Here is a 15,941-nt window from a genome sequence, read left to right as displayed (position 1 = left end):
CGCCATGACTGACGGCCTATCAAGACCGAGCCCTCGCGCGCAGGCGATCTACCGAACTCCTGATCCGAACTCCAGACAGAACCTAGTGCCCCGGCAGGCAACGTTCGCCCCGTCGCGACGCCCGGCACGCCCTCTCGCCGCACCGGCCGAAAGCCCAAGTACGTCCAGTACGAGGGCTTCCGGCCGGCACGCCGAGAGCACGCACCGGACGCCGCTCCCTGACGGGCAAACGTTGCCTGTCGCGGCGCTAGCAGCTCGCCGAGACCGGGCCGATGTCGAGGTGGACGGACGGGCCGGCATCAGAGGCCCGGGGTTCGGCCCCGTGTACGCAGGTGACCGCGAGCCGCCGCTGCGGTCGGTCGAAGGGAACATCGAGGTTCCCCGCGCCCCGGATCTCGACTCGTGCGGTCGGCGCTCGCCCGTCACCCCGACCGGCCGGCGAGCCTGCGGGCCCAGGTCGCCGCCGTACTGCGTCCCAATCCCCAACCGAGGTGAGTTCGACCATGGACGCCTTCACGCGCGCCCCTGCGCCGCAAGCCCGCCCGCCGTCTCGCAGCCGTGAGCGTGATCGCGGCGAGCGCCCTGCTGCTCTCCGCCTGCGGCGACGGCATGGGAGGCATGGACCACGGCAGCGCCGACTCTCGACCGGCTCTGATCCTTTCACCACCGGTCACCACACCGACCACCCGGTCAGTCCTGGCTGCGCAGTCCGGACAGGGTCACCGCGACCAGTCGCCGTACCGCGGCCTTGGACGACAGGCTTCCGGCTCCGGTCAGGGCGTGCAGGCAATAGCCGGTCAGCTCGTCCGGCGGGACGTCGTCGCGGACCTCGCCCGCATCGGCACCTTCCGTCAGCAGTCCTCGGATGAAGTGGCGCAGATGCTGTTCCGTGTGCGCCACGTGGTCGCCCCGGTGCAGAGCGGCGGACAGCTCTCCCCCATGGCCGTGCCGCTGCTGCTGGATGAACGCATAGCGCTCCAGCACCGCTTCGAGCCGCTCACCGGGGGTGCCGGGGCGGTCGCGGAGTTCCGCGAGCTCGGCGAGGTGGCCGGTGATCCGGCGTTCGTGCCAGGCCGCCAGGATCGACTCGACGTCGGGGAAGTACTTGTACAGCGTGGCCCGCCCGATCCCGCTCTGCTCGGCGATCCGCGACATCGTCACGCCCCGCAGCCCGTGCTCGGCCACGAGAGCGGCCGTGGTCTCCAGCACCGCGTCCCGGACGGCGCGGCGGTGTTCCTCGATGGTCTCGTTCCACAGCCTCGGCACGCACCCAGTGTACGGGGCGACGGTGCCGATACACCGCGGCTTGACGTAGACACTGTGTCTCTATAAAGGTTGCGGCATGAGAAGCGGGCCCGAGGGCCCCGCCCGCCCTACCGAGGGAGTCCGCATGGCCGGCTCACCGACCGACCCCGCCGACGCCGGGACGCCTCCCAGCGCCCCGCGCTGGGTGAAGATCTCCGGAAGCGTGGCGCTCGCCGTGGTCGCGCTGGTCCTCGTTCTGCACCTGACGGGCAGCGGTATGGGGCCCGGCATGCACGGCGGCCACTGATGGCGATGCCGCCCGCGCTGCGCAGACTTGCGCTCACCGCACACGTCGCGTCGTCGGTCGGCTGGCTCGGGTCGGTCGCCGTCTTCCTGGCCCTCGCCGTGGGCGGGCTGACCGGCCAGGACGCCGAGCGGGTGCGCGGGGCGTACCTCGCCCTGGAGACGACCGGCTGGTACGTGATCGTCCCGCTGGCCTTCGCCTCCCTGCTGACCGGGATCGTCCAGTCACTGGGCACCGTATGGGGACTGCTGCGCCACTACTGGGTGCTGGCCAAGCTCGCGCTGACCGTCGTGGCGACGCTGCTCCTCCTGCTGCACATGCAGGTGGCCGGTCGCGTGGCCGAAGCGGCGGCGCGGACGGACCTGTCCGGCGGCGACCTGCGCGGCATGCGGGTCCAGCTCGTCGTCGACGCCGCGGCCGCCGTGGCCGTACTGCTCACCACGACGGCCCTGTCGATCTGCAAACCGCGAGGCCTCACCCGGTACGGATGGCGGATGCAGCGGGAGCGGCGATCCGGACACAAGGTGGTGCTGCTCGTCGCCGAGCGCTGCCCGTAAGACCAGTTCACGGGATGGCCGGCGGAGGCCAGGAGTACAGCGACACCCTTCTCCCCGGAAACGGACACAGCACTGTGCGGCGTAAAGCGACCGAAGAATGGAAATGTGCTAATACGGCGAACCGCGGGGAGTGATCGGGCGCGCCCGGGGATGCCGGGCCTGACGTGCGGGTGGAGGGGCTGGGCATGGGCGGACACCCGTTGTATCTCGAGCCGAGGCTGGGGCCGCGGCTCGGCTTGTTGCTGGACTCCGCAGGACTCCTGCACACGCTCACCGGGGCCCTCGGGTCTCCGCTGAACGTGGTGCTGCCCGATCAGATCACCGCGAATCTGCACGAGTTCCGGTCGGTGTACGACAGCCACCACCTGTCCGGCCAGGTGTTCTTCGCCCACAAGGCGGGCCGGTCCAGTGCCCTGCTGCGGCGGCTGGCCGCCACGGACGCCGGTGTGGACGTCGCGTCGCTGGGCGAACTGCAGCACGCGCTCGGCGCCGGTTTCACTCCCGAGCGGATCACGGCCACCGGGCCGAAGAACTCGGAGTTCCTGTGGCTGGCCGCCCGCACCTCGGTCACCGTGAGCGTCGACGGCCGCGCCGAGCTGGACCAACTCGCGGCGCTGGTACGCAAGTACACGCTCCCCCGGGTCCACGTCCTGCTGCGCCTGTCGGGCTTCGAGTCGCCCGGCGTGCGGGTACTGAGCCGGCGCAGCCGGTTCGGCACGTCCGCAGGGGAGTTGGATCCGCTGCTGGAGGCCGTCGAGCGGCACAGTGACGCGGTCGACCTGGTGGGGGTGGGGTATCACCTGGACACGACGAGCCTAGACGAGAAGGCGACCGCGCTCGAAGGCTGCCTGCGGGCGCTGGAGGAGTGCCGCAGCCGCGGTCTGCGGCCCCGGGCCGTGGACGTCGGCGGCGGCTTCGGGATCAACTACCTGGCCGACGGCGGGCAGTGGGAGCGGTACACGACCGAACTCACCTCCGCCGTGCTGGGCACCCGCCCGCCCCTGACCTGGGGCGGCCACGGATACGGCCTGCGCAACGAAGCCGGGACGCTGCGCGGCACCCTCGGGCTGTACCCGGCCCACCGGCCGGTCGCCGGAGCGCGGTACCTCGACGCACTCCTCTCCCACCCCGCCGCCTCCCTGGGCGGCCGCCCCCTGGCCGCCCTGCTGCTGGAGCACCTGTACGACCTGCACACCGAACCCGGACGTGCGCTGCTGGACCGGTGCGGGGTCACCCTGGCGAAGGTGCTGGAGGTGCGCGAGCAGGACGCCGGCGGAGCGCTTCTCGTACGGCTGGCGGCCAAGGCCGACGACGTGGCCCTGGAAGAACACGGGGTCCTGATGGACCCCGTGCTCGTACCGCGCACGGACCGACCCACCGGTCAACAACCAGTCGCCGTCCACCTGGTTGGCAGCCTGTGCCTGGAGACCGACCTGATCACACGCCGGACGGTCTTCCTGCCCCGTCGTCCCGAGCCGGGCGACTTGATGGCCTTCCCGAACACCGCCGCCTACTGCATGGACTTCCACGCCACCCGCGCCCAGCAGCAGCCCGTCGCCCGCAAAGTCGCGGCCTGGCAGGAGGGCGACTCGTGGCGCTGGTGCCTGGACGACGAGTACTGGCCGACCACACCCGTGGGAGAAGCACAGTGAGGTACGACAACATCACCGAGGCCATCGGCAACACCCCGCTGGTGCGCATCGACCCGGCCGTACACGGCCTCGAGCACATCGACCTGTACGCCAAACTGGAGCTGCTCAACCCGTTCGGGTCGGTCAAGGACCGGGCCGCCTGGTACATGGCGCGCCCGCACCTGGCCGACGCGGCCGAACACGGCAGCCAGGTCGTCGAGTTGTCCAGCGGCAACACCGCCAAGGCCCTCGCCGTCCTCGCGGGCATGCACGGCCTGGCCTTCAAGAGCGTCACCAACCGGATGCGCGTACCGGAGATCAAGGACCTGCTGCTGTTGCTCGGCGCGCAGATCGAGGAACTGCCCGGCCAGAGCGAGTGCCTGGACCCGACCGCGACCGACGACCCGCTGACCCTCTTCCACCGGACGCTGTCCGAGCAGGGAAGCGCCTATCTGCACACCGACCAGTACTTCAACCCGCGCAACACCGAGGCCCACCTCACCGGCACCGGCCCGGAGATCGTCAAGGACCTGGACGGCCGGGCGCCGGACTGGTTCGTCGCCTGCGTCGGCACCGCCGGTTCCTCGACGGGCGTGGCCCGCGTCCTGCGCGAGAACGATCCCGCCGTGCGCGTCGTCGGCCTGGTCGCGGCCAAGTCCGACTTCATCCCCGGCATCCGCACCATCGACGAGGCGCACGAGGTGGGCCTGTTCGACCCCGGTACGTACGACACGATCGAGGCGGTCAGCTCGGACGAGGCCATCGAGGGGATGCTGACCCTCAACCGGCGGTGCGGCATCCTGGCGGGTCCCACCGGAGGGGCCGCGTTCTTCGGTGCCGTACGCCAACTGCGCGCCGTCGACAGTGAGCTGGCCGAGCGCCAGTCGGCGGTGTTCATCGTCTGCGACCGCGTCGAGAGCTATCTGAGCTACGTACGGCAGCGGCGCCCCGACCTGTTCGGGCGCCCCCGCCGTACGAACTCCCCGTCCGACCTGACCGACGCCGAGGTCCGCACGGCTGCGAGCATCGGCGTCGCCGACGCACAGGCTTGGATCTCCACCGGCCGGCCGCTGGTGGTCGACCTGCGCAGCCCCTTCGCCTTCGCCGCGCTGCACATCGACGGCTCGGTCAACATCGTCGAAGAGGTCTTCGAGGAACTCCTGCGCGGCGGCCTGCCCTTCAGCCGCAACCGCCCGGTGCTGCTCGCCTGCCCGGTCGGCGAGAAGTCCGCCCGCTACGCCGCGCTGCTCACCCGGATGGGACACCCCGACATCCGCAGCCTGGACGGCGGCATCATCGCCTGGCGCGACGCGGGCGCACCCCTGGTACGGGACTGACGCCATGGCCGACGCCCAAGCACCGCTCCACGCCGATGAGTTGAGCGAATGGCAGCCCGCGCTGCGCGCCCAGTTCCCGATCATCACCGGGCACCCGGACCTGGCCTACCTGGACAGCGCGGCCACCGCACAGAAGCCGCAGGCCGTCCTCGACGCCGTACAGAACTACCTCACCTCGACCAACGCCAACGCCGGACGCGGCACCTACACCTGGGCCAACCGGACCACGGACCTGGTCGAGGAGACCCGTGACCGGATCAAGAGGTTCCTGGGCGACCCGGCGCCGGAGCAGTCGGCCGTGCACTTCACCAGCGGCACCACCGAGGGCCTGCGCACGATCGCCCGCGACTGGCTCCCCTCCCTGCTCGCCGACGGCGACGAGATCGTCGTCCCCGTCGCCGACCACCAGGCCAACATCGCGCCCTGGCTGGAGACACAGCAACTCCTGGCCCGCCAGGGCGTGCACGTCGAGATCCGGCCGATGCCGTACCAGCAGGCCTCCGGCGACTACGAACACACCGCGCTCGCCGAACTGGCCGGGCCGCGCACCCGCTTCGTCGCCGCCACGCACGTCCACCACGTGTACGGCGGGAACATGAACGTCCACCGCATCCGTCAGGCGGTCGGTCCGGACGCGGTCATCTGCCTGGACGCCGCGCAGAGCGTCGGCCACCTGCCGGTCTCTGTGGCCGACCTTGATGTCGACTTCGTCGTCTTCTCCGGGCACAAGGCCCTGGCCCTGCCCGGCTCCGGTGCCGTCTGGGCCCGCCAGGCACGCGGACCGGAGTTCGCCCCCGGCGGCTGGCCGGGCACCCCCAACACCGTCGGCATCGCCTCGCTGGCTGCCGCGCTGGACTGGCTGGACGCCGCAGGTGTCGACCGGATCGAACGGTGGACGGTGGCCCTGGTGGCCCGGCTCACCGAGGGCCTGCGCCGCCTGGACGCCTACGAGATCCTCGGCTGCCAGAAAAGCCTGGCCGCCGGCTCGACCGTCCAGCAGCGCCAGGGCATCGTCACCTTCCGGCACCGTGACATCGACTCCGGCGACCTCGGCTTCATCCTGTTCAGCCACGGCTTCATGGTCCGCTCCGACAACCACTGCCAGGGCAGCGCGGGCGAGCGGACCGGCTCGGTACGGGTGAGCCTGCACGTGTACAACACCCAGGAGGAGATCGACCAGTTACTGTCCGCCCTCGCCTCGCTCATGTGACACGACGAGAAAGGCGGAATGGGAACCGTTTCCACCTGTAGCCTCGGATCTCGACCGAGACAGACAGGTGCGAGACGGCAAGGTGGCACGACCGGATGGGGCTGAGCCTGGAGACGGCAGAGCGATGGGTGGAGCGTTGGGAGCGCCAGCAGGAGCGATACGCCATCGACCGCGAGGAACGCTTCACCGTCATCGCGGATGTCGTCGAACACATCACCGCGGCCCGCCCGGGCAGGCCGCTCGTCGTCGACCTCGGCTGCGGCCCCGGGTCATTGGCGGCCCGGCTGGTCCGGCGGCTGCCCGCCGCGGACATCGTGGGCGTGGACCGGGACCCACTCCTGCTGGAACTGGCCCGTACCCATCACGCGGACGCGGCCCGCTACGTCGACGCGGAGATCGGCGAGCCGGGGTGGACCAAGGCCCTCGACCTCGACCGCCCGCTGGACGCGGCCGTTTCCACCACCGCCCTGCACTACCTGGACCGGGACGCTCTGCTCCACGTCTACCGCCGGCTCGCGGCGCTGCTGCGACCCGGCGGCGTCCTCGTCAACGGCGACCACCTTCCGCCCGGTGACGCCGGACTCGCCGAGGTCACCGGCCGCGTCGGTCGCCGACGGGCGGAGCGGCAGCGGGCGTACGCCCACGAGGACTGGTCCTCCTGGTGGACCTCCGTGGCACAGGAACCCGAACTGGCCGACCTGCTCGCCGAGCGCCGCGACCGCGAGCCCGCCGCCGCGACCGCCGCCCCGGCTCCCCTGTCCCTCGCCACCCACGTCCGGCTGCTGCGGCAGGCGGGCTTCGGACAGGCCGGCACGGTCTGGCAGTACGGCGACAACCACGTCGTCGTCGCCATCCGCTGACCCCCGGGCCGCGCGGCCCCATCGCCGAGGTGCGGCGGCGGCCATGACGGTGGCGTGCCAGGTGCGGAAGTCCTTGGCGGTGATCTCCAGGCCGGCTCCCAGTACGCCAGGAGCAGGTCACCACACGCCAGGAGCCGGTCAGGCACCGCCCCGGCGCCGCAGTGCCGATCCGGAAGAAGCCGAGGCCGAGCAGGCGTACGGCGGTGGCGAGAACCCGCTGCCGGGTCAGCCCGCGTCCGCGCAGATGCCCCCTGATCCGCGCCGGCTCCGCGGGCTCGCGCAGCGGCTCCCCCAAGCGTCGAGGGAGCGGGAGCCGCGTCCGTGGCGCCGACGGCGGAACCCCGGGTCGGTGGGACTGCTGTGACAAATGGGACAGCTGTGATAAAGACGCACCCCAGCCTCCTCGGACGTTCCAGGCCGATGACGGGACGAGGAGGACCCGCATCGGCTGCCCGCCGGTGAGGCTGGGGGTCGCGGTCAGCTCCGGTCGGCTCCGTACGAGGCCGACACGGCGCGTTCGTCTCCGGGCCGTGCGCCCCGGCCGGCGAGGGCACTGGCTGCCAGGCCCAGGAGCAGAGCGACAGCGCCGACGATGACGTTGTTGACCACCGACCTGGTCGTGCTGACGTCACCGGCCACGACCCACGGGGCGATGATGGTCCACACGCCCAGGGCGCAGGAGGCCCACGCCATGCTGTGGGTGCGTTCATAGGCGCGACCGAAGCCACCGCTCATGAGGAGCGCGTAGGCGATGCCGACGATCAGGTTGTTGACGGCCAGCGCAGACAAGCCGTTGAACCCCGCGATCCACGGGGACGCCGCCAGGTAGACACCCGCGAGGAAGGCCAGTGTCTCGACGGCCTGTGCCTGCGGAGTGGTCGTGGCGCGCTCGGCCATCTCGTGGCGATTGCGCATGTCGATGATGTCGGGATGCGTTTCCATCGACGAACGAGGTGAGGTAGTCATCCCCGCCACCTCCGTGAGTCGGCTGATGGGTCCATGCTGATGAGCGAGTACCCCAGCCGGGCGATTGAATCGTCGATGCCACGCAAGGAACGACGGGGAGCGCCGCATCAGCCGCCCGCCCGTCTCCCGGGGACCGCGCGGGCAGGACGAGGCGGAAGGTGCAAGCCGTCGGGTAAGGCGTCCTCGGCGCCACGCTGCGCCCCGTTTGCCCACACCCCGAGCTGGTCTTACAGACAGTCCGCACGCCCGCGTACCCTGTTGCCCGTGCCAGCCGCCCGCCTGCGTCGTGTCGCCGTGCTTGTGCTGGAGGGTGCGAAGCCGCTCGATGTCGGTATGCCTGCGCAGGTGTTCACGACGCGGGCGAGCATGCCGTACGAGGTGCGGGTGTGCGGTGCGGAAACCGGTCTCGTAACTGGTGGTGACGGCCTGTCGTACCACGTCGCCCACGGCCTCGACGCACTTGCGTGGGCCGACCTCGTCTTCATCCCCGGCTACCGGTACCCGGACCGCGACGACCCGCCGCAGGCCGTCCTCGACGCGCTGGTCGCCGCCCACGACCGGGGCGCGCGGCTCGCCGCCATCTCGACGGGCGCCTTCGCGCTCGCTGCCACGGGCCTGCTCGACGGCAGGCGCGCCACATCGCACTGGCACTACACGCGGGCGCTCGCGGCGAAGCATCCGCTCGTGAAGGTCGACGAGAACGTGCTGTTCGTCGACGAGGGCAGCGTCCTGACGTCGGCCGGCGCCGCCTCGGGCCTCGATCTGTGCCTGCACATCCTGCGCAGCGACCTCGGGGTGGCCGCGTCGAATCACGCGGCCCGGCGCCTGGTCGCGGCCCCCTACCGCAGCGGTGGTCAGGCGCAGTACGTTCCGCGCAGCGTGCCCGAGCCACTGGGCGAGCGGTTCGCCGCCACCCGCGAGTGGGCGCTCAACCGGCTCGGCGAGCCCCTCACCCTGGACGTGCTCGCCCGGCATGCGGGGGTGTCGGCGCGCACGTTCTCGCGGCGCTTCGTCGACGACACCGGCTACACGCCGATGCAGTGGGTCATGCGGGCCCGCATCGACGTGGCCCGTGAGCTGCTGGAGCGTTCGCAGCTCGGCGTCGAGCAGATCGCCGCCGACGTCGGCCTGGGCACCGGCGCGAACCTGCGGCTGCACTTCCAGCGCGTCCTCGGCACGACGCCGGGCGAGTACCGGCGCACATTCACCCGGGGCGAGTAGCCCGCCGTGGCGTGGCGTGATCCTTTTGAACCGTGGCGTTCTCGCCGCTGTCACGGGCGGATGCGGTCCGCGAACCTGGTGGCGAAGTGAAGGGACACGATTCATGACTCGCATCGCCATCAACGGATTCGGCCGCATCGGACGCAATGTGCTGCGCGCCCTGCTCGAACGCGACAGCGACCTCGAGGTCGTCGCCGTCAACGACCTCACGCAGCCCGCCGCCCTCGCCCGGCTCCTCGCCTACGACTCGACGGCCGGCCGGCTCGGCCGCCCGGTGACCGTCGACGGCGACACCCTCGTCGTCGACGGCCGCCGCATCACGGTGCTCGCCGAGCGCGAACCGGCGCGGCTGCCGTGGGCCGAGCTCGGCGTCGACCTCGTGCTGGAGGCGACCGGCCGCTTCACCTCGGCCAAGGCCGCCCGCGCCCACCTCGAGGCGGGCGCGCGGAAGGTGCTGGTCAGCGCCCCGTCGGACGGCGCCGACGTCACGCTCGCGTTCGGGGTCAACACCGACGCCTACGAGCCGGCCCTGCACACGATCGTCTCGAGCGCCTCCTGCACGACGAACGCGCTCGCACCGCTGGCCGCGGTGCTCGACGACCTCGCCGGCATCGAGCACGGCTTCATGACGACGGTGCACGCCTACACGCAGGAGCAGAACCTGCAGGACGGCCCGCACCGCGACGCCCGCCGGGCCCGCGCCGCCGCCGTCAACATCGTGCCGACCACGACGGGCGCCGCCAAGGCGATCGGCCTGGTGCTGCCGAACCTCGACGGCAAGCTGTCGGGCGACTCGATCCGCGTGCCGGTCCCGGTAGGCTCGATCGTCGAACTCAACACGACCGTCACCCGCGACGTGACGGTCGACGACGTCCTGGCGGCCTACCGCGCCGCGGCCGAGGGACCGCTGGCCGGTGTCCTCGAATACTCGGAGGACCCGCTGGTGTCGTCCGACATCACGGGCAACCCGGCCTCGTCGATCTTCGATTCGGCCCTGACCCGCGTCGACGGCCGCCACATCAAGGTGGTCGCCTGGTACGACAACGAGTGGGGCTTCTCCAACCGCGTGATCGACACGCTCGGACTCCTCGCCACACGCTGAGCGTCAGCAAACCGCCGTCTTCACCGATCGGCCCGATCTGCACCGTCAGGCCGGTGAGATCTTCAGGACCCGCGAGGGGAGGTGCCAGGGACCGTTGCCCGGCGCTCTCGCCCCCTTGCTGATAGACCGCGAGAAAAGGTGGACCGGCGACGGCGCTTCGCGCTGATCATGCGCGGCGTGGTCGCCTCCGGCTCCACAGGCGGCTGACCCCGCGGACCCGCGAGGGGAGGTGCCAGGGACCGTTGTCGGTCTGACCGTCCCCGGAGCCCTGCCGGACTCCTGAGACATAGGGGTCGTGTGCCGGCGGTTGGGTTGTGGAGCGCTTGCTCGCCGTGCGCAGTGCGGCGCACCACGGGCAACCGGCGTCGCCCCCGCCCGAGTCGGTCGTATGGTCGCCGTCGTTGGGGATGCCCAAGACGTCCGCGCCGTGCCCAGCTCGCACGGCGACGTCGGCCATGTCATGCCTCCGTGTGAGGGATGGGACCGTACCCCCCGCCTCGCGCAGAGCCAGCTCCACCAGGCGGGGCTCGTGCAGGGTGCCGGTCCCGTCGGGCGGGACGAGCCATTCCAGGCGCCGGGCCGCGCCGTCGGGTCGGGGCACGGCGATCCACGATCCCCTGCCGGCGCGGCGCACGCCGGACCCGGCCCACTCGATGGCTGTCGGGCTGGGCGGCAGGAAGAATCCGACCCGGCGGGCCGCGCAGTCGACCAGAGTCGGCGCAGGCGCCCCTCGCCGGTCACGGCCGAGGAGATCCAGCGCGCACAGGCCCAGGTCCTCGGGCACGCTCAGCACGTCCCAGAGCCGCCCGGCCTGCAACAGCACTGTTTCCGCGCCCTGTTCCCACTCCTGTCTGCACCGCTGAGGATCAGTGGCAGCCGCGGCGAGCCATTCGATGGCCTGATTCTCCATGCAACTCTGCAAGGTCACACCCCCAGCGCGATCGGCTCCGCCGTAACGGACGCGGGCAGGACGCGGTTGCGCCCGGCCGTGGGCTTCCGCCCGCGCCGCCGGCCCGTTCAGGGCCCTTCATGCTGGTGGATATTTCTATGCGCCGGAAGGGGTGGCGCACCCTGGCGAATAGGTCCGCGATGTTCGAACGCCACCTACTTGTTCGCCCAACCGACCTCGGGCTTCGAACCGCCGCCGGCGACCGGCTGCTTCGCCTCCGGCGACGACAGCTACGACGGCCCGGCGCCGCCATCACCACGGCCGCGTCCTACGTCACCGAGGCCGGCGCTGCGGGCCTGAAACCCGCCTGAGCACTCCGTAGCGCACATGGCACCCCTGGGCGTCCCCCAAAGCGCGGAAAAACTCCGCTTTTGACATCGACTCATGTCTCTCCGTCAAGGCCTTGACCCGACGCAGGCCCACCCGAATTCGCTGGAGGTTCATCGCATGCTCGGCAGACATGCCGCGGCCGGCCGCCGCACCGCCCTGGCCGCTCTCGGCACCCTCGCCCTCACCGGGTTCACCTCGGCCACAGCGGCCGAGCCGCCTCCGCCGATGTCCGGGTCCACCGCCGCACAGACGCTCGGTGCCGACCGGCCGTCGGCGGAGCTGCTGCGTGTTATGGAGCGCGACCTCGGGCTGACACCGGGTCAGGCGGCCGAGCGGTTGGTCAACGAGGCGGAGGCGGGCACCCGCGCTGGCCGGCTCCGCAACGCCCTGGGCAAGCACTTCGCCGGGGCCTGGGTGCGGGGGGCCACCTCCGCCGAACTCGTCGTCGCCACCACGCATGCCGCCGACGCGCCCGCCATCCGGGCCCAGGGCGCGAAGGCCGTGGTCGTCAAGCGGCCGCTCACCGAACTCAAGGCCATCAAGCAGAAGCTGGACACGGCCGCCGCCCGCGTCACGACGCGCGACACTCCGGTCTGGTACGTCGACGTACCGGCGAACCGGGTCGTCGTCCAGGCGGCCCGGCAGTCGGCCGCCACGGCCTTCATCAGGACCGCCGGCGTCCAGGGCATGGACGTGGGCGTCCGCGTGTCGGCGCAGCGGCCACGACTGCTGACGGACATCGTCGGCGGTGAGGCCTACTACACCAACGGCACGGCCCGTTGCTCCATCGGCTTCTCCGTGACCAAGGACCAGCAGCAGGGCCTCGCCACAGCGGGCCACTGCGGCAAGCCGGGCGACAAGACCACCGGCTTCAACAGGGCCGACCAGGGCACGTTCCGGGCCTCCACGTTCCCCGACAAGGACATGGCCTGGGTGGGTGTCAACAGCGACTGGACCGCCACGCCGGACGTCAGGGGCGAGGGCGGCAAGAAGGTGCAGGTCAGCGGTTCGGTCCAGGCGCTCGTCGGGGCGTCGGTCTGCCGCTCCGGCTCCACCACCGGATGGCACTGCGGCACCATCGAGCAGCACGACACGAGCGTCAGCTACGACCAGGGCACCGTCGAGGGCGTGACCCGGACCACCGTGTGCGCCGAACCGGGTGACTCCGGCGGCCCGTACGTCTCCGGCACCCAGGCGCAGGGCGTGACCTCCGGCGGCTCGGGGGACTGCACGAGCGGCGGGACCACCTTCTACCAGCCGGTCAATCCGATTCTCGGCGACTTCGGCCTCGTCCTGACGACCGCCTCCGCCCAGACCGACACGCCCGCTCCGCAGGACAACGGGGCGACGGACGCGTGGGCCGCGGGCCGCGTCTACGAGGCCGGCGCCACGGTGACCCACGCGGGTGTGCGCTACCAGTGCCTGCAGACCCACCAGGCCCAGGGCGCGTGGTCGCCGGCCGGCACTCCGGCCCTCTGGCATCGTCTGTAGCAGTGTTACGGCGAACCGATCTCGTAGCGCAGGTCCTGCCGGGGAACCGTCGGGGGCGGGGGCGCTGCCGCCGCAGTGCAGCATGCGGCGGCCGTACCGGGAGACGGCGAGGACGACGTCGGGCGCGTCGGTTCCTGCTCGGTGAGCCGCCAGCCCCGGGTGCGGGCGTTGTGGCGGCGGCCGCCTCGTACCCGGAGTGCCGTAGCCCGGCCGCCGCGAAGACGGAGTAGACCGAGGAACAGGTCGGACGCGTACCCGTGCAGCGGGTCCGACGGGGGCTGTGCCAGCCGCGGTCCGCGGACAGCCAGGCGAGCGAGGTGATGGGCCGTCACGTGCCCGAGGTCCAGCGTGTTCGGTGGCCGCCCGCGCCAGGAGCTCGGCGCCCACCCCGCGGCCACCTCCCGGGGGCCGCCGCACGCCGCCGGCGCGCCGAGCACGAGGACGGGCACGTCGACGCGAGGCCATTACCCGGGCCGCGCTGTTCAGCCGGTAGCCGGGTTCTCGGCGGCCCCGAGCACGCGGCGGCGCACCTCGTCGAAGACGTACCGCTCCCCGTTGAAAACCCTCGACACCGTCTTCTGCGAGACGCCGGCCAACCGGGCCACGTCCACGCTGCGCGGCGCGCCGGGGCCCCGCCCCGTCCTCCCACTCGCGTCATTGGTGGGGTGAGCGATATGCCTGCGCTGTCATGACTGCGCAGGCATATGAACCCGGCAACTCTGGAGCACAACTCCCGTCCTCAGCGGTGCCCACGCCGACGAGCGCGCCGCTGAGGACGCAGGAGTGCACGCGGGAACGTGCTCAGGATGTGGCGTACACCCGTTCTGCGAATTCGGCGATCTGGTGCTCGTTGAGGTGCTGGGCGATGTCCCGTTCGCTGATCATGCCGACCAGCTCCTTGTTCTCGATCACCGGGAGCCGCTTGATCTGATGCCGCTCCATCGTGGCGAGCACCTCGCTGACGTCGGCGTTGACATCGACCCACTGCGGGGTGCCTTCGCACAGCTCCGTGCACTGAGTCTCGGCGGGGTTGCGCCCGTCGGCAACACACTTCACCACGATGTCACGGTCGGTGATGATGCCGCACATCCTGCCGTCGTCCTCGCAGACCGGCAGTGCGCCGACCTTCAGTCGCTTCATCATCTCGGCGGCACGAGTGAGCGTTTCCGTCTTGTTGATGCACTCTGCGCCTCGGTGCATGATCTGCCCGGCAACCGGCATGAGTCCTCCTGATGGGATGGGTTCTGACGTACCCCCCTGGGCCTCGTAGGGCGATTCCACGCTATTCCTGGGTTGTTCACTACCTGGTGTCCTGATACGCCACTTGGGTGACGCCCCTTCGCGGGTGCGGCCGGGACGAGCGTGCCCGTTCCGGAAGCAGACGGAGGTGGCCATGGCCCCGCATGTCCGTAAGACGTACGTGCACCGCGTCGGCCGGGTGGGCCGGGCCGGAGGCGGGAGTGTCGCGGTCACCCTGGCCGAGCCGCGAGCACCGGAGGTGAAGGCGATCGAACGCACGACGGGACAGCGGATCCCCGTGGCGAAGCTCCCGACCGTCGCCGATCTGCGCACCCGTCGGCTGGAGCAGGCCCCGCCGCGCTGCGCGAGAGCCTCCCGGGACGACCTGGAGTCGCTCCGGACCGTGATGGAGCCGCCACGCTCCCGATCGCGGGCCGCCGGTACGTCCGCTTCTGGGTAAGAAGAAGGTCAACGAAGCATCAAAGTGCTGGTCGCTGGCCATACTTGACGATGCGGGTTCACGTCCGTCCCGCAGTGGAACGACGCGAGGAGGCCACGTCCGGTGAGCAGTGTCAGCAAGGGACTCGGGAAGGTCGAAGTAAAACTTCAGTGGGACCCGAGTCCCTTGGGGCAGCCGCCTCGTCACCTCGACATCATCGCCGCGACCTATCTCGCGGACGACCCCTACGGGCAACCTGCGTACGTCGTCCATTACGACAGCCGGTCGCCGGACGGGACCATCAACATGCGTCGGCACAGCCAGACCGGCCAGGGCTTCGGCTTCGTTGAGGAGATGGTCCTGGAGTTCGACCGGCTGTCCTCCGCCTACGCGCGAGTGGTCGTCGGGGCAGTCATCCATCAGGACCACGGCCACAGAACCTTCGACGACATAGCGAACGCCAGGCTGGTGATCGTCGAGAGGTACACGCAGTTGCTGGCAGACGACTTTGCGCAGGTCTCCGCATCGACCGCCGCGACCGTCGCGGAGTTCAGCCGGGACGGCTCCGGCGCGTGGGAGTTTCAGGAGATGATCCGGGGGTTCGACAGCGACCCGGCAGCCTTCCTCGCGCAGATGGGCAGCATCCCCCGACGGCCCTGACCGGGCAGCCCGCGCGGACCCGGTCGTGGGGGCCGCCGCAGGCCCGGCCCCGGTGGCCCCCACGCCGATCGCCGAACCCTCAGCCGCCGCATCGTCCGCACCGGATTCACCCTGATCATGCCCCGATGGGGCGGCTGGACCAGCGACCTCGACCAGTCCGCCGAACTCTTCGGCCGCTACTACCCCGAGCGCGTCGAGCAGATGCGCGTCGCCGCGTCCACCGGCCGCGCACCCTCACCAGACCCGGCGGTGCTCGGGATGCTCATCAACGATCTCGGCCCCTGGCTCGCAGCCGAATACCCAGCCGTGCACGGCGGGAAAGCCCGACGCTCCTGACGGCCACCCGTTCCACGACGGGGCAGAACGGCGCCTCCGCCGAATTCGGCGCACCCCCGGCCGT

Annotated in this window: 15 protein-coding genes and 2 pseudogenes; 12 read left to right on the top strand and 5 right to left on the bottom strand. The window is 71.2% G+C overall.

Translation table 11 applies throughout. The features are described from left to right. Positions 1-690: 690 nt before the first annotated feature. Positions 691-1,266 (bottom strand): TetR/AcrR family transcriptional regulator, encoded by a 576-nt coding sequence (locus H8R17_RS14155; protein ID WP_187823521.1) that lies wholly within the window; start codon positions 1,264-1,266, stop codon positions 691-693. Between the two features lie 124 nt (positions 1,267-1,390). Here H8R17_RS14155 and H8R17_RS14150 point away from each other — a divergent pair, with 124 nt between their 5' ends. From H8R17_RS14150 to H8R17_RS14125, 6 genes are all read left to right on the top strand, one after another. Further along, entirely contained in the window at positions 1,391-1,552 is a 162-nt protein-coding gene (locus H8R17_RS14150; protein WP_187823520.1) for a hypothetical protein, read from the top strand. After that, entirely contained in the window at positions 1,552-2,106 is a 555-nt protein-coding gene (locus tag H8R17_RS14145) for a hypothetical protein (protein WP_187823519.1), read from the top strand. Before H8R17_RS14150 ends, H8R17_RS14145 begins: the two co-directional genes overlap by 1 nt. Before the next feature lie 185 nt (positions 2,107-2,291). Then, positions 2,292-3,758: a Y4yA family PLP-dependent enzyme gene (locus H8R17_RS14140; RefSeq protein ID WP_187823518.1), complete on the top strand. Its 1,467-nt coding sequence runs from the start codon at positions 2,292-2,294 to the stop codon at positions 3,756-3,758. Further along, the gene (locus H8R17_RS14135) at positions 3,755-5,074 is read left to right on the top strand and encodes a pyridoxal-phosphate dependent enzyme (protein WP_187823517.1); all 1,320 of its coding nucleotides are present in this window, start codon (positions 3,755-3,757) and stop codon (positions 5,072-5,074) included. Before H8R17_RS14140 ends, H8R17_RS14135 begins: the two co-directional genes overlap by 4 nt. 4 nt (positions 5,075-5,078) lie before the next feature. Then, entirely contained in the window at positions 5,079-6,284 is a 1,206-nt protein-coding gene (locus H8R17_RS14130; protein WP_187823516.1) for an aminotransferase class V-fold PLP-dependent enzyme, read from the top strand. 95 nt (positions 6,285-6,379) lie between these two features. Next, positions 6,380-7,144 carry a trans-aconitate 2-methyltransferase gene (locus tag H8R17_RS14125; RefSeq protein WP_187823515.1) on the top strand — a complete coding sequence of 255 codons (765 nt, stop codon included), beginning with the start codon at positions 6,380-6,382 and terminating at the stop codon, positions 7,142-7,144. Between the two features lie 477 nt (positions 7,145-7,621). Here the strand turns inward: H8R17_RS14125 and H8R17_RS14120 are convergent, their stop codons facing one another. Continuing rightward, a complete protein-coding gene (locus H8R17_RS14120; protein ID WP_262505236.1) occupies positions 7,622-8,110 on the bottom strand; it encodes an SPW repeat protein in 489 nt (162 codons plus the stop codon). 264 nt (positions 8,111-8,374) lie between these two features. Here H8R17_RS14120 and H8R17_RS14115 point away from each other — a divergent pair, with 264 nt between their 5' ends. Then, positions 8,375-9,331 carry a helix-turn-helix domain-containing protein gene (locus H8R17_RS14115; protein ID WP_187823514.1) on the top strand — a complete coding sequence of 319 codons (957 nt, stop codon included), beginning with the start codon at positions 8,375-8,377 and terminating at the stop codon, positions 9,329-9,331. Between the two features lie 103 nt (positions 9,332-9,434). Next, a complete protein-coding gene (gene gap, locus H8R17_RS14110) occupies positions 9,435-10,433 on the top strand; it encodes a type I glyceraldehyde-3-phosphate dehydrogenase (RefSeq protein WP_187823513.1) in 999 nt (332 codons plus the stop codon). A 166-nt stretch (positions 10,434-10,599) separates the two neighbouring features. Here gap and H8R17_RS48665 read toward each other — a convergent pair whose 3' ends face one another. Continuing rightward, positions 10,600-11,343 (bottom strand): hypothetical protein, encoded by a 744-nt coding sequence (locus tag H8R17_RS48665; protein WP_316959396.1) that lies wholly within the window; start codon positions 11,341-11,343, stop codon positions 10,600-10,602. Positions 11,344-11,829: 486 nt separating this feature from the next. On the opposite strand from H8R17_RS48665, the gene H8R17_RS14100 reads away from it, so the two are divergent. Beyond that, a complete protein-coding gene (locus tag H8R17_RS14100; protein WP_187823512.1) occupies positions 11,830-13,203 on the top strand; it encodes an alpha-lytic protease prodomain-containing protein in 1,374 nt (457 codons plus the stop codon). 239 nt (positions 13,204-13,442) lie between these two features. Here H8R17_RS14100 and H8R17_RS46685 read toward each other — a convergent pair. Both H8R17_RS46685 and H8R17_RS14090 read right to left on the bottom strand, forming a co-directional pair. Next, positions 13,443-13,814, bottom strand: a pseudogene (locus H8R17_RS46685) (LacI family DNA-binding transcriptional regulator); the annotation flags it as partial. A gap of 190 nt (positions 13,815-14,004) precedes the next feature. Further along, complete coding sequence (locus tag H8R17_RS14090; RefSeq protein ID WP_187823511.1) at positions 14,005-14,424, bottom strand: CBS domain-containing protein; 420 nt, start codon at positions 14,422-14,424, stop codon at positions 14,005-14,007. Between the two features lie 172 nt (positions 14,425-14,596). Here H8R17_RS14090 and H8R17_RS45690 point away from each other — a divergent pair, with 172 nt between their 5' ends. From H8R17_RS45690 to H8R17_RS14075, 3 genes and pseudogenes are all read left to right on the top strand, one after another. Then, a complete protein-coding gene (locus H8R17_RS45690; protein ID WP_223125005.1) occupies positions 14,597-14,902 on the top strand; it encodes a hypothetical protein in 306 nt (101 codons plus the stop codon). A 102-nt stretch (positions 14,903-15,004) separates the two neighbouring features. Then, entirely contained in the window at positions 15,005-15,541 is a 537-nt protein-coding gene (locus H8R17_RS14080; RefSeq protein ID WP_187823510.1) for a TerD family protein, read from the top strand. A 63-nt stretch (positions 15,542-15,604) separates the two neighbouring features. After that, positions 15,605-15,877, top strand: a pseudogene (locus tag H8R17_RS14075) (nucleotidyltransferase); the annotation flags it as partial. Positions 15,878-15,941: the final 64 nt, after the last annotated feature.

The sequence above is a fragment of the Streptomyces sp. TRM68367 genome (assembly GCF_014495685.1).
GTDB lineage: Bacteria > Actinomycetota > Actinomycetes > Streptomycetales > Streptomycetaceae > Streptomyces.
This window is presented reverse-complemented; position numbering and strand designations above follow the sequence as displayed.